20 protein-coding genes are annotated in these 22,275 nt (G+C 54.1%); 13 read left to right on the forward strand and 7 right to left on the reverse strand.

All coding sequences use genetic code 11. The annotated features are described in order from the left end of the window. Positions 1 to 54 precede the first annotated feature (54 nt). The 3 genes from WCT94_RS14245 to add all read left to right on the forward strand — a co-directional run bounded on the left by WCT94_RS14245 (position 55) and on the right by add (position 3,829). On the forward strand, positions 55 to 1,614 hold the full coding sequence (locus WCT94_RS14245) for a YdgA family protein (protein WP_336870082.1): 1,560 nt from the start codon (positions 55 to 57) through the stop codon (positions 1,612 to 1,614). A gap of 99 nt (positions 1,615 to 1,713) precedes the next feature. Next, entirely contained in the window at positions 1,714 to 2,691 is a 978-nt protein-coding gene (locus WCT94_RS14250; RefSeq protein ID WP_336870083.1) for an arsenic resistance protein, read from the forward strand. Between the two features lie 121 nt (positions 2,692 to 2,812). Next, entirely contained in the window at positions 2,813 to 3,829 is a 1,017-nt protein-coding gene (gene add / locus WCT94_RS14255; RefSeq protein ID WP_336870084.1) for an adenosine deaminase, read from the forward strand. Between the two features lie 87 nt (positions 3,830 to 3,916). Here the strand turns inward: add and WCT94_RS14260 are convergent, their stop codons facing one another. The 7 genes from WCT94_RS14260 to WCT94_RS14290 all read right to left on the reverse strand — a co-directional run bounded on the left by WCT94_RS14260 (position 3,917) and on the right by WCT94_RS14290 (position 11,548). Continuing rightward, on the reverse strand, positions 3,917 to 4,381 hold the full coding sequence (locus WCT94_RS14260) for an SgcJ/EcaC family oxidoreductase (protein ID WP_336870085.1): 465 nt from the start codon (positions 4,379 to 4,381) through the stop codon (positions 3,917 to 3,919). A 252-nt stretch (positions 4,382 to 4,633) separates the two neighbouring features. Beyond that, positions 4,634 to 5,626, reverse strand: a complete 993-nt coding sequence (locus WCT94_RS14265) for a bile acid:sodium symporter family protein (RefSeq protein ID WP_336870086.1) — start codon at positions 5,624 to 5,626, stop codon at positions 4,634 to 4,636. Positions 5,627 to 5,778: 152 nt separating this feature from the next. Then, positions 5,779 to 6,825: an oxidoreductase gene (locus tag WCT94_RS14270; protein WP_336870087.1), complete on the reverse strand. Its 1,047-nt coding sequence runs from the start codon at positions 6,823 to 6,825 to the stop codon at positions 5,779 to 5,781. Between the two features lie 104 nt (positions 6,826 to 6,929). Beyond that, positions 6,930 to 7,862, reverse strand: a complete 933-nt coding sequence (gene araC / locus WCT94_RS14275; protein ID WP_336870089.1) for an arabinose operon transcriptional regulator AraC — start codon at positions 7,860 to 7,862, stop codon at positions 6,930 to 6,932. A gap of 62 nt (positions 7,863 to 7,924) precedes the next feature. Continuing rightward, positions 7,925 to 8,911 (reverse strand): L-arabinose ABC transporter permease AraH, encoded by a 987-nt coding sequence (gene araH, locus WCT94_RS14280; protein WP_336870090.1) that lies wholly within the window; start codon positions 8,909 to 8,911, stop codon positions 7,925 to 7,927. An 18-nt stretch (positions 8,912 to 8,929) separates the two neighbouring features. Beyond that, positions 8,930 to 10,453 carry an L-arabinose ABC transporter ATP-binding protein AraG gene (gene araG / locus WCT94_RS14285; protein ID WP_180776814.1) on the reverse strand — a complete coding sequence of 508 codons (1,524 nt, stop codon included), beginning with the start codon at positions 10,451 to 10,453 and terminating at the stop codon, positions 8,930 to 8,932. 111 nt (positions 10,454 to 10,564) lie between these two features. Beyond that, a complete protein-coding gene (locus tag WCT94_RS14290; protein WP_015840263.1) occupies positions 10,565 to 11,548 on the reverse strand; it encodes an arabinose ABC transporter substrate-binding protein in 984 nt (327 codons plus the stop codon). A gap of 372 nt (positions 11,549 to 11,920) precedes the next feature. Between WCT94_RS14290 and WCT94_RS14295 the strand changes: the two genes are divergently transcribed. The 10 genes from WCT94_RS14295 (at position 11,921) to nth (ending at position 22,115) form a co-directional block, all read left to right on the forward strand. Further along, entirely contained in the window at positions 11,921 to 13,621 is a 1,701-nt protein-coding gene (locus tag WCT94_RS14295; RefSeq protein ID WP_336870091.1) for a ribulokinase, read from the forward strand. A gap of 36 nt (positions 13,622 to 13,657) precedes the next feature. Continuing rightward, the gene (araA, locus tag WCT94_RS14300) at positions 13,658 to 15,163 is read left to right on the forward strand and encodes an L-arabinose isomerase (protein ID WP_336870092.1); all 1,506 of its coding nucleotides are present in this window, start codon (positions 13,658 to 13,660) and stop codon (positions 15,161 to 15,163) included. 238 nt (positions 15,164 to 15,401) lie between these two features. After that, positions 15,402 to 15,617, forward strand: coding sequence for a transcription modulator YdgT (gene ydgT / locus WCT94_RS14305; RefSeq protein WP_010275188.1), 216 nt, complete (start codon positions 15,402 to 15,404; stop codon positions 15,615 to 15,617). A 226-nt stretch (positions 15,618 to 15,843) separates the two neighbouring features. After that, complete coding sequence (rsxA, locus tag WCT94_RS14310; protein WP_010296121.1) at positions 15,844 to 16,425, forward strand: electron transport complex subunit RsxA; 582 nt, start codon at positions 15,844 to 15,846, stop codon at positions 16,423 to 16,425. Continuing rightward, a complete protein-coding gene (gene rsxB, locus WCT94_RS14315; protein ID WP_336870093.1) occupies positions 16,425 to 17,003 on the forward strand; it encodes an electron transport complex subunit RsxB in 579 nt (192 codons plus the stop codon). Before rsxA ends, rsxB begins: the two co-directional genes overlap by 1 nt. Then, entirely contained in the window at positions 16,996 to 19,083 is a 2,088-nt protein-coding gene (gene rsxC / locus WCT94_RS14320) for an electron transport complex subunit RsxC (RefSeq protein WP_336870094.1), read from the forward strand. The genes rsxB and rsxC overlap by 8 nt, the downstream gene beginning before the upstream one ends. Further along, positions 19,084 to 20,139 carry an electron transport complex subunit RsxD gene (rsxD, locus tag WCT94_RS14325; protein WP_336870095.1) on the forward strand — a complete coding sequence of 352 codons (1,056 nt, stop codon included), beginning with the start codon at positions 19,084 to 19,086 and terminating at the stop codon, positions 20,137 to 20,139. Positions 20,140 to 20,149: 10 nt separating this feature from the next. After that, on the forward strand, positions 20,150 to 20,779 hold the full coding sequence (rsxG, locus tag WCT94_RS14330; protein WP_336870096.1) for an electron transport complex subunit RsxG: 630 nt from the start codon (positions 20,150 to 20,152) through the stop codon (positions 20,777 to 20,779). After that, a complete protein-coding gene (locus WCT94_RS14335) occupies positions 20,776 to 21,483 on the forward strand; it encodes an electron transport complex subunit E (RefSeq protein ID WP_336870097.1) in 708 nt (235 codons plus the stop codon). Before rsxG ends, WCT94_RS14335 begins: the two co-directional genes overlap by 4 nt. After that, positions 21,480 to 22,115 (forward strand): endonuclease III, encoded by a 636-nt coding sequence (nth, locus tag WCT94_RS14340; RefSeq protein WP_336870098.1) that lies wholly within the window; start codon positions 21,480 to 21,482, stop codon positions 22,113 to 22,115. The genes WCT94_RS14335 and nth overlap by 4 nt, the downstream gene beginning before the upstream one ends. Positions 22,116 to 22,275: the final 160 nt, after the last annotated feature.

Raw genomic sequence — 22,275 nt, forward strand, 5'->3', positions numbered from 1 at the left:
CTGCCAGCGTTTCGCGTTGAAAACGCGCATTTTTTTACTAAAGGATGAATAAAAATGAAAAAGTCGTTAGTCGCCGTAGGCATTATTGTTGCTCTGGGTGCCGTCTGGACCGGCGCATCCTGGTACACCGGCAAGCAGGTAGCTCAGCAGATTGATGGTTTTACCGATATGCTGAATACTAAACTCAAGCAAAACTACCCGAATGCGGGCTTGAAAGTTGTCTATCGCGACTACCAAGGTGGCGTTTTCAGCAGTACGCTATCCTATGTGCTGCAAACGGATGGGTCGATAGGCACAGCAGAAGGCGCCCAGTTCCTGGCACCGGGTGAAGAACTTGTCTTCAACGAAACCGTGTCTCACGGCCCATTCCCGCTGGCACAGCTCAAGAAATTCAACCTCATCCCAGCGATGGCTTCTGTCCATACCGAGTTAGCCAACACGCCGGCCGTCAAAGCCTGGTTTGATTTGACTAAAGATAAACCGTTCTTTACGTCCGAAACTCGCGTCGCCTACAACGGTGATACGCAGTCACTCATTACGTTGGCCCCTATCGACCATCAGTCACCAGAACAAAAGTTTTCTTTCAGCGGTGCGGAAGCGCTACTGGATATCGGACACGATCTGCGTAGCAGCAAGCTGGATACCACCATCAGCAGCGTGAAGATGGAAAGGAAAAATGCCTGGGGCCAGACAGAGAATGTGGATATCACCGATTTCTCCATCAAGGGGACCAATCAAAAAGGCAAATTCGATCTTGATTTAGGCGATGGCGCGCTGTCTCTTAAAGCGATGACGTTTACCGTAGAAGGTGGCGACCCCGTTACGTTGAACGATTTTTCTTTAAAAAGTAGCGCAACGGAAGATGACAAAAATCTGGCGGGCAACATGGCGGTGACGCTGGGTTCGTTAATCATCGGCGACCGCAATCTGGGTTCGGGCAACGTGAGCATGTCTATCTCACAGCTTGATGGCGCGGGTACCAAGCAATTCCTCACCGCCTATCAGGAAAAAGTGCAGAAGCTGTTGCAAGATCCGGCCGCCATGAATCCCGACACATATCAGCACGAAGTTGTCATGTCGGTTCTGCAATACCTGCCGCAGCTGTTGAAAGGCAACCCGAACATTGCTATCTCCCCGATCAGCTGGAAAAACAGTAAAGGTGAAGGGACGTTCACACTGGCGCTGGATTTAACCGATCCCCTGCAAAGCACGGATAAAGCCGCTGAATCCGCGGTATCTGACGAAGAAAAAATCATTCGTCAGTCCGTCAAAAAATTCGATGCCAAGCTCAATGTGCCTTTGGATATGCTGACAGAATTAATGGTACAGGCAGGACCAAAACCCGCTAACGATGAAGAGCAAAAACAGGCGACAGAAATGGCGCAGCAACAAGCGAAGATGATGGCGGATATCGGTCAAATGAACCAACTGAGCGTCACCAAAGACAACGCGATGACCAGCTCGCTGCACTATGCCGAAGGTCAAATTGACTTCAACGGTAACAAAATAGCACTGGCCGATTTCATCGCCCCTTATTTCTCCGTTCCAACGGAACAAGGTGAAGAGTCGCTGCCTGGCGCACAGGAAGAACCCGTCACGCCACCGGCACAGTAAGCCATACCCGGTAATATGACGTGCTAAAACACACGGTGGCCGCACCTGTCGCCACCGTTTTTTCTACCCACTTCTTCAGTTTGATGTCGAGATGACACCATGTCTGCGCTAAAACCCTTTTTGGAATCTCATCAGGCGGCAATCTACTTTGTTGCCGTGATCGCAGCGGTAGCAACGGCCATCATGCTGCCTGAAACGGAACAGTGGGATGTCGTGATTAATCCGGCGCTGGCACTGATGCTGTTTGTCACGTTTCTGCAAGTTCCGCTGACGACGATCGGGAAAAACCTCACTCAGGTCAGATTCATCGGCGCACTGCTCGTTGCCAACTTCATCGTGATTCCCTTGCTGGTCGCGGCGCTACTGCCCTTTGTCCCTGCCGAACCGCTGGTGAAGCTGGGCATCATACTGGTGTTACTCGCGCCGTGTATTGACTACGTGGTGACATTCGCCCATCTGGGGCGTGCCGACGCCGCCCGTCTGTTGGCCGCAACGCCTATTTTACTGTTGCTGCAAATGCTGGCCTTGCCCTTCTACCTGACGCTGTTTCTCGGCCACGACGCCGCTGAGCTCATCGTTTTCGCTCCCTTTATTGATGCGTTTATCTGGCTGATTGCCGTGCCCTTAGCGCTGGCAGCGTTTCTGCAATGGCTGGCAGCACGCCAACGCACGATGGCGACATTTACGGATGCATTGGGCTATCTCCCCGTTCCGGCTACCGCACTGGTGCTGTTTATCGTGGTGGCCGCCGTTATTCCACAGCTGCGCGCCACCTGGGCGACAGTGTTGTTTGCGGTGCCGTTTTTCCTACTCTTCGCGCTGCTGGCACCGCTACTCGGCTGGTTTACTGGCCGCGCGTTCCGGTTGGACTCCACTGGCGGACGCGCCGTGGCCTTTAGCGCCAGTACGCGTAATTCTCTGGTTATTTTGCCGCTGGCGCTGGCTATCCCGGGCGCGCTGCCGCTACTTCCCGCCGTGATCGTCAGCCAAACCTTAGTGGAATTAATCAGCGAACTCATTTATATCCGTGCGATCCCTAAGTTGAATACTCATGACACGGGGCGGGAAAAGCAATAACAGTTTGTTTTTGCTCAATGATTGTTCAGGAAGTTCGGGTTTTAACGGTAACAATTGGCTATTTACCACGATTTCTTTTTATACTTTGTCGTACGAAAAACAGTAATCAGACAATAACATTATGATTGATTTACACCTGCCATTGACGGATATCCACCGCCATTTGGATGGCAATATCCGCGCCCAGAGTATTCTGGAGCTCGGACACCAGTACAATGTCGCGTTACCTGCCCGCGATCTTGAAGCGCTTCGCCCTCACGTTCAGGTCACCCAAAATGAACCTGATCTGGTGAGCTTTTTACAAAAACTCGACTGGGGCGTAGCCGTGCTCGGTTCGCTGGACGCCTGTCGCCGCGTCGCTTATGAGAACGTTGAAGATGCCGTGAAAGCCGGCTTGGATTACGCCGAACTGCGTTTCTCTCCTTACTATATGGCGATGAACCATAAGCTTCCGGTTGCTGGCGTGGTTGAAGCAGTGATCGACGGCATTACCGCGGGCTGTCGTGATTTCGATACCGACATTCGTCTGATTGGCATCATGAGCCGGACATTCGGCACCGAGGCGTGCCAACAAGAGTTGGATGCCCTGCTGTCTCAGCGTGACCGCATCGTTGCGCTCGATCTGGCAGGTGATGAGCTGGGGCACCCTGGCGCACTATTCACTTCCCATTTCAGACAGGCTCGCGATGCCGGCTGGCGCATCACGGTTCACGCCGGTGAAGCCGCCGGACCGGAAAGTATCTGGCAGGCGATTAATCATTTGGGCGCAGAGCGTATCGGACATGGCGTGACGGCCATTATCGATCCGCATCTGATGACGCACATGGCAGAGCATGGAATCGGTATTGAATCCTGCCTGACATCCAACATTCAGACCAGTACGGTGGAATCTCTGGATAAGCACCCGCTCATCCACTTCCTGCGTTATGAAATCCCCGCCACTATCAATACGGACGACCCGGCGGTTCAGGGCATAGAGATCCGTCACGAATATGAGATCGCCGCACCGCTTGCTGGCCTGACAGCGGTAGAAACCCGCAAAGCGCAGGAAAACGGCCTGAACATTGCGTTTATCAGCGAGCAGGAAAAACAGCAACTGCGTGAAAAGGTTCTGCGTAAACGCGGTACTACACAGTAATTCTTATCATTAGCACATAAAAAACGGCTAACTTTTGTTAGCCGTTTGACACAAATTTGTTACCGATAAATTACAGAAATAAAGAGATCAACTGCTCGGATTCGCCGAGGAGTGATGTGAAGTAATCAACCACTGCTTCTGTTTCGCGTCCCAGACATAAGTGTAGGTATAACGTGCCTTGGCTACGCTACCATCACCGAATGTGAAGGTATAGGTTCCGGTATCAACGGCATCATTGCAGCCGATACGGATCGTGCTGGTGTCAATCTTGCCAACCGGCTTTTTCGCCAGGAAGTGTTCGAAGTAATCAATGCGTTCTGCGTCAGTCGTACGCGGTTTATCGGACAGCGTCGGCAGCAGCACTGCGTCTGGCGCATAGTTTTTCGCAACCTTCTTCGCATCCCCCGTCTGTAGCGATGCATTCCAACGGTCAAATAACGACGCAATTTCTTTTTTGCTGGTTTTCACACATTCCATACTCTGAGCAGCCTGCACAGATGCGGAAGCCAACGTCCCTAACATCGCTAAAGTTAACACCGTTTTTTTAAACATATTTCCCTCGATCTCAACTAATAATTATCGTCAATTGTGTCCTGCTCTATCGATAACGCATCTCGATGAGCCACACTGGTTATAACGTAACAGATCGAAAAAGTAATAAAACTATGAAACTATCACTGTAATAGATTATTTCTTGTATTTCCGGGTAGTTACAAATGATTGTGACGAGTGATAGCGACAAATGACAACGCCCCGGTCTTACACAGACCGGGGCGTTTGGCATGATGAGAGACCGAGAATCCCCTATTGACGAGGCGTATTCTGTTCCTTATGTAGCCGTTTGGCATAACGCTGAGCCAGAGCGGCACAAACCATCAGTTGAATTTGGTGGAAAATCATCAGCGGCAGCACCATCGCCCCGACAGCCGCGGCAGGAAACAGCACGTTTGCCATCGGGATCCCATTCGCCAGGCTCTTCTTCGACCCACAGAAGACAATGGTGATTTCATCGGCGGTGTTAAAGCCCAGCTTGCGCGCGGCTAGCGTATTCACCACCAGCACAATCGCTAACAGCACCATCGAGCAGCCGACGACGGCGAGTAATGACCAGCCGTTGATTTGTCCCCAGATCCCCTGCACAACCGCCTCGCTGAAAGCAACATAGACCACCAAAAGAATTGATGACCGGTCAGTAATATTAATCAGCTTACGGTGGCGATCGACCCAGCCAGCAATCAACGGACGGGACAGATGACCAATCACGAAAGGCACCATCAGTTGCATGATAATGGAACCGATAGCATGCAGCGTATCCGTTTCTCCGCCCTGCGTGTGCATCAGTAAACCGACCAGAATCGGCGAAAGAAACACGCCTAAAATACTGGATGCGGATGCACTACAGATCGCCGCCGCCACGTTGCCGCCTGCCATTGAGGTATACGCAATCGCCGATTGCACCGTCGCTGGAAGCGCACACAGATAGAGGAAGCCAAGATACAAAGTCGGCGTCAGCACAACCGGCGACAGCAGGCTCATACCAATGCCCAGCAGCGGGAACAGAATAAACGTGCTGGCAAACACCACCAGATGCAAACGCCAGTGTCCCATCCCTGCGGTAATCGCTTCGCGCGAGAGCTTTGCTCCGTGCATAAAGAACAGGAGAGCAATCGCCGCCGTTGTCAGGTACTCAAAGAAGACCTTCACGCCGCCTTCAGCAGGAAGAATCGACGCCGTCAGCACAACCAGAATCAGAACCAATAAAAACTTATCAATGCGTAACCGTTGTAACCACCCCATGCCTGACACCTTTCCCCTAGCCTGTTATCGATCTAATTCATACCCTAACAAGACGGGCGACCCGACGATCGCCCAAAAACAGCAGTCTACGGCGATCCTAAGATCGCCTGTTTAAACAAACCGTTAACTATCTGGAATAAAGCGCGGTAAATCTAGCTATTTTTCACCGTGACGGCTTTTTTCTGCTCATGAGAAAGCAGCCCCAGCTCGATCAGCTCCATCACCTGAATCGCCTGATGCACGCTGACGGGGTTTTCCCCTTTACCGAGCAGCGCATCACGCACCGCCGCATAGTAAGCCGGGTAGTTGCCCGGAATCGTGGCGATCGTTTGCTCCGCCGTTATGCCATCGCGAGACAATGTCAGCACGCCATCACGCTTATCCTGTCCCCAATCGGCCAGCGGTGGACGTTCGCCCGCCTTCAGGCGATCTTCCTGCGGGTCGAGCCCGTACTTGACGAAACTGCCACGCGTGCCGTGTACGGTATAGCGTGCAGAAGCCGCCGCCACCAGCATACTGGCGTGCAGAACTACCCGACGCTGCGGGTAAATCAGCGTCGCATGGAAATAATCCGTTGCCTTACTCCCCGGCCTCAGTTGCGCCATGTCCACTTGAATCGCGACCGGCAAACCAAACAGCTCTAATGCCTGATCCAGCAAGTGCGGCCCCAGATCGTACCAAATCCCGCTGCCTTCGCTGCCGTCTTCACGCCAGCGCTGACGAACTTCAGGGCGGAAGCGATCGAAATGCGATTCCATATACACCACATTTCCTAACGTTCCCGCCGCCAGCAGCTGTTTCAGCGTCAGAAAATCGCTGTCCCAACGGCGGTTATGGAAAACAGAAAGCATTTTTCCGACACGGTCGGCTATGGTGCCCAAGTCGTATGCTTGTGACAACGTCACCGTAAACGGTTTATCGACGACGACATGCTTGCCCGCTTCCAGCGCCTGTTTCGCCAGCGGGAAGTGCGTGTCATTGGGGGTAGGAATAACAATGAGGTCAATATCGGGATCGTTAAATAACGCCTGAGGGTCTTTCTCTACTCGCAGATTTGCCCAATCTGCATGCACTTTTTCAGCACTGCTGCTGGACACAGCCACCAGCTCCATACCCGTCGTACCTGCAATCAACGGCGCGTGGAATGTCTTACTGGCATAGCCATAACCCAGCAGCCCAACACGAACGGTCTCACTCATGACGATTCCCCTTAGCTTATTTTGACTTTGTGATTTCTCACTCAGTATATACCCGTCATCCGCCAGATTGCAGAGAGGGATAACAGCCAGGGGAATCTGATTCGTTAGCCGCTCACGGCATTGGGCATCCGCTCTCCCCACGCCACGGGCAGCGTTTTGGCTGCCGGATAGTTGATTTCACTGCTGCGGCGGCGGAAATCGCTGGGGCTGACGCCGACTCGCTTACGGAACACGCGTGAGAAATACAGCTGATCGTCATACCCCACCACGCGACCGATGTTGGCGATAGATTCCTGCGTGGTCTGCAATAACAGCTTGGCGCGGATGACGCGCTGGTCTTCACGCCAGCGCAAAATATTAATGCCCACCTGTTCACGGAACAGATGCGCCAGCCGCGACGGCGACAGGCAAACGTGGCGCGCGACTTCGTCAATACGCAGTTCTCCAGCCAGATTGCTGGTAATAAACTGGCAGGCTTCTATCACGCGCGGATCCATGATCTTTTGCGGGCTCTGTGGATCTTCTTCCATCGCGCGGAGCAACAGACGCTCCAGCAGATTCATGCCCAACTCTTCTGAAAAACGACGCCCGGAACGCTGCGTCTGCTCAATATTGGCAAACAGCCTGTCGAACTCCAGCAGCAGTTGGTTATTCGGCAGACTCATGCGACCAATACCGCTGCTTTTGGTATGCCATTCCAGCCAGTCGGCCCAGTAGGCACGCGGGCGAAAATAGACCCAGCGGTGATACCAGCAGTCGCTGCTCGGCGAACGACCATAAAAATGCTTCGATTTTGGCGGGAACAACAGCAGATCGCCAGGATTGCAGAAAAAGGTCTCATCGCCATCAAAGACCTGACCCTGTCCTTTCATGGTGAGGTTAATGATGTAGCCCTTCATACCATCAGGGCGATCGATAAAGAAGTCGAGCGGTCCTTCTGCCAGAATCGGCGTCAGGCCTGCCACGAGGTAAGCGTTGAACGAATATCCCGGCAGCAGCGGATTAGGCTGAGATTCATGCGCCATACGGTGATACATCGAGCCTCCGGTACACGCTAATAAGAAAGAAAGCGGCAGGCTCTTACCTGCCGCACAGGCATTTACACCGTTTTCTTCGCTAATTGTTTGTAGCGGTCAAAGATAACCGCCGCCAGCAGAATCAGCCCACGCACCACATACTGGGCAAATGGAGAGATGTTCAGCAGATTCATCGCGTTTTCTACCGTACCCAAAATCAGTACGCCAGCCACCACGTAAGAAATTTTACCGATCCCACCTTTCAGCGACACACCACCCAGCACACAGGCAGAAATCACGATTAGCTCATACCCGATGGAGGTCATCGGCTGGCCGCTAGTCATGCGCGAGGCCAGAATGATCCCCGCAGCGGCTGACACCAGGCCGGACAAGGCGAAAATGATGATCTTGGTACGCACCACCGGTACCCCGGCCAGACGCGCCGCTTCTTCATTGCCCCCAATCGCCAGCGTATTGCGGCCAAACGTGGTTTTGTTCAGCAGCAGCCCAAACAGAATCATGCAGCCGATGGTGATCCAGATTGGCGCAGGCAAGCCCAGCCAGTTGGCATAGCCCAGCGCGAAGAAACGCTCATCTTCAATCCCTACCGCTTTACCATCGGAAATGATGTACGCCAGACCACGCGCAATCTGCATCGTCGCCAGCGTGGTGATCAGCGCGTTGATCTTTAAACGGGCAATCACAAACCCATTGAGCAAACCGAACGCCACGCCCAGCAGCAGTCCGGCACTGACACCGATCCACAGGCTTTCGCTGATATTGATCACTACCGCCGTGGCTACCCCGGCACAGGCGATGATGGAGGCCACCGACAGGTCGAAATCGCCAGAAGCCAGACAGAACAGCATCCCGCAGGCCACCATACCGGACATCGAGATCGCTAACCCCAGCCCTTTCATATTGATAAACGTCGCGAAATTCGGGACAAAAATTGCACAGCCAATAAACAGCACGGCAAACACCACCAGCATGCCGTAGTTATCCCAAATGCGGGATAATCCCGAACTGCTGTTCTTCTTCTCTGAGGTTGCAGACGTAACCGTTGACATTATTTTGCTCCTTCGCGGTCAGGCAACCGCAGATTCGATATCGGGGGTTCGTAACATAGCCAGACTGAGCACCTTCTGCTCTGTGGCATCGGCATGCAGCAGCTCGCCGGAGATAGCCCCTTCGCGCATGACGATAATCCGGTCGGCCAGCCCAAGCACTTCTGGTAAATCGCTGGAGGCAAACAGCACCGCGATCCCCTGATTCGCCAGTTCATAGATGACATGATAAATTTCGTGCTTCGCGCCGACGTCAATGCCGCGCGTGGGCTCATCGAGCAAAATGACCTTCATCTCCTCGGACAGCCAGCGGCCAAGAATGGCTTTCTGCTGGTTACCGCCGGAAAGATTCATAATCAGCTGTTCATCGGACGGCGTTTTAATATTCAGCGCCGCAATCCGTTTCGAGGCGTTATCCGCTTCCCACTGATTATTAATAATAAAACCGGCTTTCAGGCTCTTACGCCGCGCACTGATATTGATGTTGTCACGCACCGAGTGGACAGGAATGATACCGTCCGCCTTACGATCTTCAGGGCAGAGCATCACGCCCTGACGAATCGCATCGATGGGGGAATTCACCACCAGCGGCTTACCATCCAGCAGCACCTGACCGCCGGTGATTTTTGTCGCACCAAACAGCCCTTTCATCAGCTCGCTGCGTCCAGCGCCTACCAGACCAAATAGCCCGACAATTTCCCCCTGCTTCACGTTCAGGGACACGGTGGATTTCACGCCCGGCGCTTTTACGTCTTTCAGCGTCAAACGCTCTTCGCCGTGCGGACGCGGCGCATAGCCATAGATATCCCCCAGGTTACGTCCTACCATCGCCTGTACCAGCGACTCATGGTTCACCTGCTGCATATCGTCAAACGTGCGCACATAGCGACCATCTTTAAACACGGTAATGGCATCGCTCAGCGCAAAAATTTCTTCCATTCGGTGCGAAACGTACAAAATGACCCGGCCTTCGCTGCGCAATTCCGTAATCACGCGAAAAAGCTGCTCGATCTCACGGGCAGACAGCGAACTGGTCGGTTCATCAAAAGCAATAATTTTGGCGTTACGGGCCAGCGCTTTGGCGATTTCCACCATCTGCCATTGCCCGATAGACAGGTATTTCAGCGGGGTATCAGGATCGATATCCAATCCCAGATGCTGTAGCTGGAGCTTGGCTTCATAGCGCAGCAGCGAGTAGTTCACCATGCCGTATTTATGCGGCAACTGCCCCAGATAGATGTTCTCGGCGACCGTCATTTCCGGCACCAGGTGCAGTTCCTGATAAATGATGGCAACACCCGCATTCAGGGCGTCCATCGTGTTAGTAAACTGCACAGGTTTGCCCTGAATATGGATTTCACCCGCTGACGGAGAATAGTTGCCGCTCAGGATCTTTAACAGCGTCGATTTGCCCGCTCCGTTTTCCCCCATCAATGCATGGATCTGGCCGGCATGGCAGGCAAAACTGATATCCGAAAGCGCCTTAACACCGGGAAATTCTTTGCCAATTCCATGAAACGACAAATAGGGTGACTGTGCTGTCATGTCTGTTTCCTCATAACGATGCAGGTAGAGCGCGGATAACTTCGATCAGGATAACGTCGACCAGCGTCATGCCGATCGGCGTTATCCGCGTCTTTACGAAATCAGGCGTGATTACATCAGGCCTTTTTTCTCCAGTTCGACCTTAAAGTTGTCACGAGTGATCAGCACCACATCGGTCACTTCGGTAAATTTCTCGGGTTCTACGCCTTTGGTGACCCAGTCATTCAGCATCTGGATACTCTTGTAGCCGTGAATATCCGGGCTTGGCAGCAGTGAACCAAAGAAGCCTGTTGCCTGACCTTTGGACAGCTCGCTGACCGCATCCACGCCGTTGATACCGATACCAATCACGTTTTCGGCTTTAAAGCCCTGACCTTCCGTCGCACGCACGCCGCCCAATACGGTATTGTCGTTCATACCGATAATCAGCCAGTTTTTCACACCGGGGTGCTGAACCAGCATGGAGTTAGCGGCATCAAATGCACCGGGGATATCGTTAGATTTGGTCGGTACCTGATAGATCTGTTTTTCCGGGAAGCCAGCGGCCTTCAGCGCATCCATAGAACCCGAGGTACGGCGACGCGCGGTGTCCAGTTCGTTCGCGGTAATCGCCATCACGGCCGTTTCGTCCACTTTCCAGCCGCGTTTGTTCATTTCTTTATACAGTTCCTGCCCCTGACGCTCACCGATCTTGGTAGCAGCCATCATCACCAGCGGCACGGTATCCATCGGCTGGCCTTTGGCATTCACAAACTGATCGTCAACCGCGATCACTTTCAGATCGTAGCTGCGCGCTTTCGCCATAATGGCAGGCCCTAATTTCGGATCGGGCGTACAGATAACGAAACCTTTTGCTCCACTGGCCGCCAGACTGTCAATCGCGTTCAGGGTCTTTTCCCCATCGGGAACCGCAATTTTTATCACATCAAAACCGAGATCTTTTCCTGCTTTATCAGCGAATTTCCATTCGGTCTGGAACCAGGGTTCTTCCGGTTGTTTAACCAGAAATCCCAGCTTTAAGTTCTCTGCCATAGCTGATTGTGACATAACCGCAGCCAACCCGATTGCTGCCAGCGCCTTAGTGAATTTATGCATGATGTTCTCCGGTGTAATTATCTTTTCGTTCGCCAGCAACGCTGAAACACGTTCACGTTGTGGGTAAGGTATTTCCGGTCTGGATAAAGGAAAAACACAGACTTAGCGCAATCCTTTACTCAGTAGCATTCAGACGCTTTATGTTTTAGTCGTTATTTTCGGTCCGAATATAGAGCTTTATCACATCCCGGAACAATGACAGGTTTGTACATACATTTAGCGATTTTAACCAATCATTAACCTTTGACGGGCTTCACAAAATGGCTGCTGGCGACAGAAAAATACATACTTCCAGCTAACCGCTCCTAACCGCCTCCTCCTCTCCCTGCCTATCGTAAACACCAACGATCTGGGATTAATGAGGAGCAAAGCATGAGTGCGGGCGCTATTACGATTGGCCTCGACTTCGGCAGTGATTCGGTACGCGCCTTAGCCGTTGACTGCCAAAGCGGGCAAGAGCTGGAAACAGAAGTGGTCTACTACCCCCGCTGGCGCGAGGGTAAATATTGTCAGCCTGCCAACAACCAGTTCCGACACCATCCACTGGACTATATCGAATCGCTGGAACAGGCGATTAAAGTGGTGGTTTCCCGTCTGACGAACGAACAGCGGCAACACATCATCGGCATCGGTGTGGACTCGACCGGCTCCACCCCCGCACCGATTGATGAACACGGTCAGATCCTTGCGCTGCGCCCCGAATTTGCGGACAACCCCAATGCGATGTTTGTGCTGTGGAAAGACCACACGGCAATAGAAGAAGCCGAAGCGATTAATACGCTGTGCCGGAGCGGCCAATTTCCGGATTACACCCGTTATATTGGCGGCGTTTACTCGTCCGAATGGTTCTGGGCCAAAATCCTGCATGTCTCGCGTGAAGATGCCGCCGTGCGTCAGGCTGCGGTCTCCTGGATAGAACTGTGCGACTGGGTGCCCGCCCTGCTTTCCGGCACGCAGGCACCTGCCGATATCCGCCGTGGTCGATGCAGCGCCGGGCATAAATCACTCTGGCACCCCAGTTGGGGCGGACTGCCGCCAAAAGACTTCCTGCACGCGCTCGATCCCTGCCTGACCGAGACATTACAGTACCCGCTGTTTACCGATACCTGGACCGCCGAACAGCCGGTCGGCACCATCACCGCCGAATGGGCGCAGCGGCTCGGTATTCCTGAGACCGTTATTCTGGCGGGCGGCGCGTTTGACTGCCATGTCGGCACCGTCGGCGCAGGCGCACAGCCTTATACGTTGGTTAAAGTGATTGGCACCTCCACTTGCGACATTTTGATCGCCGACGACGCGCGCATTGCCGATCGCACCATCGCCGGTATTTGCGGGCAGGTCGACGGCAGCGTTGTTCCCGGCTATATCGGCCTCGAAGCCGGACAATCCGCTTTCGGAGACATGTACGCCTGGTTTGGGCGGCTGCTGGGCTGGTCGTTACAGGAAGCGGCGAAAGACTATGCCGAGCAAGGTCATCCCGAACTCAAAACGTCATTACAGGCGATGGAAGCCAAACTGCTGGAACGGCTTACCCGCAGTTGGGCGGAAAATCCCACGCTGGATCACCTGCCTGTCGTGCTGGACTGGTTTAACGGCCGTAGAACGCCGTTCGCCAATCAGCGTCTAAAAGGCGTGATTACCGATCTCAATCTGGGTACTGATGCCCCCACGCTATTCGGCGGTTTTATTGCGGCGACGGCCTTCGGCGCGCGCGCGATTATGGAATGCTTTGAAGATCAGGGTGTCCCCGTCGAGAACGTGCTGGCACTAGGCGGCATCGCACGAAAATCCCCCGTCATCATGCAAGTCTGTACCGACGTGATGAATCGTCCTTTGCAGATCGTCGCCTCCGATCAGTGCTGTGCGCTTGGCGCGGCAATCTTTGCCGCCGTCGCCGCCGGCGTTCACGGCGATATTCCAACGGCACAGCAGCATATGGCCAGCGGTATAGAACGCACCTTAATGCCGGATAGCCAGCGCGTTGCCCGTTATCAGCAGCTTTATGCGCGCTATCAGCAGTGGTGTCGCCTCGCGGAACCGGCCTATAGCCCAACGTCTACGGCAAAAAACTAATTTTATCCCTCTGGGGATCACGTTACAGGAGTCATCATGGATCATTTTAAGCAGCTTGAAGTCTGGTTCGTCATCGGTAGCCAGCACCTCTACGGGCCGGAAACGTTGCGTCAGGTAAAAGAGAACGCGGAAAAGGTCGTCGCCGGGTTGAATCAACAGGCGAACCTACCGGTTAAATTGGTGCTGAAACCGCTGGTGAAAACACCGGACGAAATTTTGGCACTGTGTCGCGATGCCAACTATCAGGATAACTGTATCGGCCTGCTGACCTGGCTGCATACGTTCTCTCCCGCCAAAATGTGGATTGGTGGCCTGAGCGTACTCAGTAAACCACTGCTGCAATTCCACACCCAGTTCAATGCCGAAGTGCCGTGGGACACCATGGACATGGATTTCATGAACCTGAACCAGACCGCGCACGGCGGACGCGAATTTGGCTTTATCGGCGCCCGGATGCGGCAAGCGCATCAGGTAGTCGTCGGCCACTGGCAGGATAAAAACGCCCATGCCCGTATCGGGAAATGGATGCGGGTAGCTGCCGCCATTCAGGAAAGTAAACAGCTGAAGGTCGCGCGATTTGGTGACAACATGCGTGAAGTCGCGGTCACCGAAGGCGATAAAGTCGGCGCGCAGATCCAGTTCGGTTATTCCGTCAGCGCCTGGGGACTGGGTGATTTAACCGCCGTGGTTGATGCCGTACCCAAAGGCGATATCGATGCGCTGGTCGAAGAGTACGAAGCCAGCTACCAGTTAACGGATGCGGTGAAACTCAACGGTGCGAACCGCCAGAATCTGCTGGATGCAGCACAGATCGAACTCGGGATGAAACGCTTTCTGGAACAAGGCGGCTACCATGCGTTCACTACCGATTTTGAAAACCTATACGGTTTGAAACAGCTGCCGGGGCTGGCGGTGCAGCGTCTGATGCAACAGGGCTATGGTTTCGGTGGCGAAGGCGACTGGAAAACCGCCGCGCTGCTGCGCATTATGAAAGTGATGGCCGGTGGTTTGTCAGGCGGAACGTCCTTCATGGAGGATTACACCTATAACTTCCAGAGTGGTAACGATCTGGTCGTTGGCTCCCACATGCTGGAAGTCTGCCCCACCATTGCGAAAGAACAGAAACCGATTCTGGATGCTCAATATCTTGGCATTGGTGGAAAAGCCGACCCTGCCCGCTTGATTTTCTCCACGCCAGCCGGGCCGTCACTAAACGCCAGCGTGATCGACATGGGCGACCGTTTCAGAATGCTGGTTAATCTGGTCGATACGATCGAACAGCCGCACCCGCTGCCGAAATTGCCGGTTGCCCGTGCCATCTGGAAAGCGCAGCCGTCGCTGGACGTGGCGGCCGAAGCCTGGATTCTGGCCGGCGGCGCGCATCATACCGTCTTTAGCCAGGCGTTGGATCTCGAACACATGCGTCTCTACGCCGAAATGCAGAATATTGAGCTGTTGGTGATCGACAACGAAACCCGCCTCCACGAATTCAAAGATGCGCTGCGCTGGAACGAGGTGTACTACAAGCTGTGTAGTCGCTAGGCAAATATCAGGGGCAGATTCCCGCACAATCTGCCCCTTTATAGGCATTCACTCTTCCCACGCGCTATCTAGCGTCTCGACTTAGCATTCGGCATCTTTTCGTGTCAATTCCTTATTTTTCATTTTCATTTGTTTGTTGTTGAAAAATAAGCGTACTTTATTACATCGCCCTCTAGACAGGCTTTCTCGCTTGCATATACTTAGTCATCTCAACCACATAACTATTAGACCAATCACCATGACCGTTCATGACTATTTGCTTAAATTCAGGAAAGTCAGCTCAACAGAAAGTCTGGAAAAACTCTTTGATCACCTCAATTACTCTCTGACAGATAGTCAGGAAATCATCAACATGTATCGTGCTGCGGATCATCGGCGGGCTGAATTGGCATCCGGCGGGCGTTTATTCGATCTCGGCTGCGTGCCAAAATCCGTCTGGCATCACGTCCTGTAGCGATAAATCGTTATCAGCGATAAAAAGAATAATTATGCAATAATTTCCTTCCGGGCAATGGTTCAGGACGTACCTTGCGTGACGGTCTGACAGCCCGGCGTTTCTCTTATTCCGAAAAGCTGACCTTTCTCCCTTTGTAGGAAACGTCGATAACCCTACTTTGGGTATGTTGTCGAAAACCCGACAATGCCTGATAATAGTCCGGTTTTGTTTTGTAGGCACCGTAATGACCGAATACGCATTGCTCTTTGTTAGCATCCTTCTGGTAAATAATTTCGTCTTAGTGAAGTTTCTTGGGCTGTGCCCCTTTATGGGCGTGTCCAAAAAGCTCGAGACGGCAATTGGCATGGGCATGGCGACCACGTTCGTCATGACTGTCGGCTCCATGTTTTCCTGGCTGGTCAACGAATTTATCCTCGTTCCGCTCGATATTCTCTATTTACGCACCATGGCCTTTATTCTGGTGCTCGCCGTGGTAGTGCAGTTCTCCGAGATGTTCGTGCGCAAAGTCAGCCCTGAGCTGTACCGCCTGCTGGGGATTTTCCTGCCGCTGATTACCACCAACTGCGCCGTGCTCGGCGTCGTCCTGCTTAACATCAATCTGTCGCACGGTTTCCTGCAATCGACGATTTATGGCTTCGGCGGTGCCGCAGGCTTCTCGCTGGTGATGGTGCTCTTCGCCGCCATTCGGGAACGCCTCGCCGTGTCGGATATTCCTGCGCCGTTCCGAGGCTCGTCTATCGCGCTGATCACCGCCGGCCTTATGTCGCTGGCGTTTATGGGCTTTACCGGACTGGTGAAATTCTGATGAGCGCGATCTGGATTGCCATTGCGGCATTAAGCGCCCTCGCGCTGGCATTCGGTCTGGTGCTCGGCTACGCCTCCCGCCGGTTTGAAGTCGAAAACGATCCGATTGTGGAAGAAGTGGAAGCCATGCTGCCACAAAGCCAGTGCGGCCAGTGCGGTTACCCCGGCTGTCGGCCTTACGCCGAAGCGGTCGCGCTGAATGGGGAAAATATTAATAAATGTGGCCCCGGCGGCGAAGCGATGATGCTGAAGCTGGCTGAAAAGCTCAACGTCGATCCGCAGCCGCTGGAAGGCGATGCCGACGTGCAAGCGCCTGCGCGTCAGGTTGCCTGGATCGATGAAAGCAACTGCATCGGCTGCACCAAGTGCATTCAGGCCTGCCCGGTTGATGCCATCATCGGCAGTACCAAAGCGGTACACACCGTCGTCAGCGATTTATGCACTGGCTGCGATCTCTGCGTCTCTCCTTGCCCGACGGACTGTATCGAATTACGTCCTATCACGCCGACTCCCGCTAACTGGAAATGGGATCTCGATACAATTCCAGTACGCGTTATTCAAGTAGAACGACATGCTTAAGCTGTTTTCCGCCTTTAAAAAAGACAGGATCTGGGATTTCGACGGCGGCATTCATCCGCCGGAAATGAAGACGCAGTCCAGCCGGACGCCAATGCGTCAGATTCCTCTGCCAGAACAGTTCATCATTCCACTCAAGCAGCATCTTGGGCCGGAAGGTGAGATCTGCGTCAGCGTCGGCGATAAAGTCCTGCGCGGCCAGCCGCTGACGCGAGGAAGAGGCCGCACCTTGCCCGTTCACGCACCGACGTCAGGAACGGTGAACGCGATCCGCCAGCACACAACGGCGCATCCTTCTGGCCTGTCAGAACTCAGCATCATCATCGTGCCGGATGGCGAAGATCGCTGGTGCGATCGCCAGACTTTGGCTGATTATCAAACACAGAGCACCGACACCCTACTTGCCCACCTGCATCAGGCTGGCATTGCGGGCTTAGGCGGCGCAGGGTTCCCTACCGCCGCCAAGTTACAAGGCGGGATGCGCGGGATTGAAACCCTGATCATCAACGGCGCAGAGTGTGAACCCTATATCACCGCCGACGATCGACTCATGCAGGAGTGCGCCGAGGAGATTATTCAGGGCGTCGAGATTCTGTCATTCCTGTTGCAGCCGAAACGTATTCTGATTGGGATCGAAGATAACAAGCCGGAAGCCATCAGCGCCCTGCGGCTAGCCTTGGGCAAACGCGGCGATATGCAGCTGCGCGTCATCCCCACCAAGTATCCGTCAGGCGGTGCCAAGCAGCTCACCAAGATTCTGACCGGCAAAGAAGTCCCGTTCGGGAAACACTCCGCCGCGATTGGCGTGTTAATGCAGAACGTCGGTACGGCCTTCGCCATCAAACGTGCCGTGATCGACGGCGAGCCGCTCACCGAACGCGTGGTGACGCTCACTGGTGAAGCTTTACGTCAACCCGGTAACGTGTGGGCGCGGCTGGGGACGCCAGTACGCCACCTGCTCAAACAAGGTGGCTTCCATGTCAACAAGCAGCCGATGGTGGTGATGGGCGGTCCGCTGATGGGCTTTACCCTGCCGTCGCTGGATGTACCGATCGTCAAAATCAGTAACTGTCTGCTGGCGCCGTCGCATGCGGAAATGGAGCCAGTCGCCGAAGAGCAATCCTGTATTCGCTGTAGTAAATGTGCTGACGCCTGTCCGGCGGGACTCTTACCACAGCAGCTTTACTGGTTCAGCCGCGGGCAGGAACACGAGAAAGCCCGCAATCACCATCTGTTTGACTGCATCGAATGCGGGGCCTGCGCTTACGTCTGCCCCAGCAATATTCCGCTGGTACAGTACTATCGTCAGGAAAAAGCCGAAATTCGGGCAATCGACGAAGACGCACAGCGTGCCGCGCAGGCTAAAGTGCGCTTTGATGCTAAACAGGCGCGTCTGGAACGGGAAAAAGCCGCGCGCGAACTGCGCCATAAACAAGCAGCGGCTGGTGTATCCGCCAGCGATAAAGATGCCGTTCAGGCAGCGCTGGAACGCGTACGCCGCAAGCAAACCGCAGCAACTGAGATCGGTGTACCAATCGAGGTAATCCCCGATGCACAGCCGGATAACAGCGCCGCCATCGCCGCACGGGCTGCGCGGAAGGCATTAGTTCGTGAAGAGCGAGCGAGTGAAAATCAGGTGCAACAGGAAACGCCAACGGTCGACGTTGCTTCTGCCGAGCTTGATGATCCGCGCAAAGCGGCAGTCGCCGCCGCCCTTGCTCGCGTTAAAGCCCGTAAGGCTGCACAGCAGACCGTAGCAAACGCAGAGGTTCCCGTTTCCTCGGTTGATCCTGACGTCGCTGCAGAACCTGTTACGGTCGTTGAAACACAAGAACCAGACGATCCGCGCAAGGCTGCTGTTGCCGCCGCCATCGCTCGCGTTAAAGCCCGTAAGGCTGCCCAGCAGACGGCGACAACCGCAGAAGCTCCCGTTTCCTCGGTTGCCCCTGACGTAGTTGCAGAACCTGTTGCAGCCGTTGAAACACAAGAGCCGGAAGATCCCCGCAAGGCTGCTGTTGCCGCCGCCATCGCTCGCGTTAAAGCCCGTAAAGCCGCGCAGGCATCGTCACATCAAGAGGAATAAATGGCTTTTAGAATTGCGAGTTCACCGTTCACACACAACCAGCAGCGCACACAGCGCATCATGCTGTTGGTGATTCTGGCCTGTCTGCCCGGCATGCTGGCACAGGTCTATTTCTTTGGTTACGGCAACCTGATTCAGGTCGGGCTAGCGTCAGTCACGGCACTCATCGCAGAAGGCGTGACACTGTCACTCAGAAAGTTTGCCGTACGTACGACATTGGCGGATAATTCCGCCCTATTGACCGCCGTGCTGCTCGGCATCAGCCTGCCACCGCTTGCTCCCTGGTGGATGGTGGTCATGGCAACCGTCTTCGCTATCATTATCGCCAAACAGCTGTATGGCGGACTGGGGCAAAACCCCTTTAACCCCGCGATGATTGGCTATGTGGTGCTGCTGATCTCTTTCCCCGTGCAGATGACAAGCTGGCTGCCACCTGTGCCACTGCAAACTATCCCCGTCGGTTTCCATGATGCGTTAGTCATTATTTTTACCGGACATACGCCTGACGGATACACCATGCAGCAGCTGATGCATAACGTTGACGGCATCAGTCAGGCTACCCCACTGGATACCTTTAAAACCAGCCTGCGCTCCGGCCAAACGCCGCAGAGCATTCTGCAACAGCCGATGTTTGCGCAATCGCTGTCTGGCATTGGCTGGCAGTGGGTGAATATCGGTTTTCTCATCGGCGGGCTGTTTTTGCTGATGCGCGGCACCATTCGCTGGCATATTCCGGTCAGTTTCCTGCTGTCGCTGATGCTCTGCGCGTCGCTAAGCTGGGTTATCGCGCCGGAGAAATTCGCTCCGCCGATGCTGCATCTGCTGTCCGGCGCCACCATGCTCGGTGCCTTTTTCATTGCGACCGATCCCGTGACTGCCTCAACCACAAACCGTGGCCGTCTGATTTTTGGCGCGCTGATTGGGTTACTGGTCTGGCTGATTCGTACCTACGGCGGCTACCCGGACGGCGTCGCGTTTGCCGTTCTGCTGGCGAATATCACCGTGCCGCTGATCGACTATTACACCAAGCCACGCGCTTACGGCCACCATCGCTGAGGAGACGCCCATGATAACAACAATGCGTCGCCACGCGACAACACTGGCCCTGTTTGCCGCGTTCACTACCGCAGTCACTGCCGTGGTGAACATGCTGACGGAACCCACGATCTCGCATCAGGCGATGCTACAGCAAAAAATGCTTTTGGATCAGGTGGTTCCCGCCGAATTATACAATAGTGACATTCAAAAGGAGTGTTACGTTGTCACTAACCCAGCATTAGGATCGTCAGCGCCGCATCGCGTGTTCATCGCCCGCCAGGGCGGTGAGCCGGTTGCCGCCGCGCTGGAAAGTACCGCGCCGGATGGCTATTCTGGTGCTATTCGACTGCTGGTTGGTGCCGATTTTCACGGTAAGGTACTCGGCGTTCGTGTGACCGAGCATCATGAAACGCCGGGGCTGGGTGATAAAATCGAAGTACGCATCTCTGACTGGATCACCCGATTCAGCGGACAAACGGTACAGAGCGAGCAAGATGCCCGTTGGGCAGTGAAGAAAGAAGGCGGAATGTTTGATCAATTTACCGGAGCCACCATTACGCCACGCGCCGTCATTAATAGCGTAAAACGCAGCGCCCTTTATCTGCAAACGCTGCCGTCACAAATCAACACGCTGTCCGCCTGTGGAGAGAACCAATGAGCCAAACCAAAGCACTTTTCGTTGAAGGGTTATGGAAGAACAACTCGGCACTGGTTCAATTGCTGGGTCTTTGTCCCCTGCTCGCCGTGTCATCCACCGCAACGAATGCCTTGGGACTCGGGCTGGCAACCACGCTGGTTCTCACCTGTACCAACATGGCCGTCTCTGCGCTACGCCGCTGGGTGCCAGCGGAAATTCGTATTCCCATTTACGTTATGATCATTGCCTCGGTGGTCAGCACCGTGCAAATGTTGATCAATGCCTATGCCTACGGTTTATATCAGTCACTGGGGATCTTTATTCCGCTGATCGTGACAAACTGTATCGTCATCGGCCGTGCAGAAGCCTTCGCGTCCAAGAATGCCGTCTTCCCCTCCGCTATTGACGGCCTGGCGATGGGCCTGGGAGCCACCAGCGCGCTGGTAGTGCTCGGTTCGTTACGTGAAATTCTGGGTAACGGCACGCTGTTCGACGGTGCGGATTTGCTGTTGGGTAGTTGGGCTAAAACTCTCCGTATCGAGGTGGTACACCTTGATTCCCCGTTCCTGCTGGCCATGCTGCCACCGGGCGCGTTTATCGGTCTGGGGCTGTTGCTGGCTGCGAAATATTTGATCGATGAGAAAATGAAACAACGCCGGGCCCGTACCGCTGTCACCGAAGGGAAAACTGCGCCGACAACCGGCACCGTAGGGGAATCGCTGTGAATAAAGCCAAACGGATTGAGATTTTAACGCGGTTGCGTGCCAACAATCCCCATCCAACAACGGAGTTAAATTTCAGTACGCCGTTTGAGCTGCTCATCGCCGTTCTGCTTTCTGCACAGGCAACCGATGTCAGCGTCAACAAAGCAACAGCAAAACTCTATCCCGTCGCGAATACGCCGGAAGCCATGCTTGCGCTCGGCGTAGACAGCGTGAAAGACTACATCAAGACCATCGGCCTGTTTAACAGCAAAGCGGAAAACGTCATCAAAACCTGCCGTCTGTTGCTGGAAAAGCATCAGGGCCAGGTTCCTGAAGATCGCGCGGCGCTGGAAGCCTTGCCCGGCGTCGGGCGAAAAACGGCAAATGTGGTTCTGAATACCGCGTTTGGCTGGCCGACCATTGCCGTTGATACCCACATCTTTCGCGTCAGCAACCGTACAGGGTTTGCGCCGGGTAAAAATGTTGAACAGGTAGAGGAAAAACTGCTGAAAGTCGTTCCGGCAGAATTTAAAGTCGACTGCCATCACTGGTTAATCCTGCATGGTCGTTACACCTGCATCGCACGCAAACCACGCTGTGGTTCCTGCCTGATTGAGGATTTGTGCGAATTTGGCGAGAAGATCGACGCTTAATCGATTAGAGTCTGGTGGAATCCTATTCACCAGACCGCCAGTTCGATGATCCCACGTCCTGCTTTATTCTGCTCTCTTTCTACCAGAATAAGTTACGCGACCCTTGCTCCTCACGCCCAGATATCCTCACAACCTTTTCTGATGCATCGTCGCTCAAAAA

The sequence above is a fragment of the Pectobacterium sp. 1950-15 genome, assembly GCF_037136835.1.
Taxonomy (GTDB): Bacteria; Pseudomonadota; Gammaproteobacteria; order Enterobacterales; family Enterobacteriaceae; genus Pectobacterium.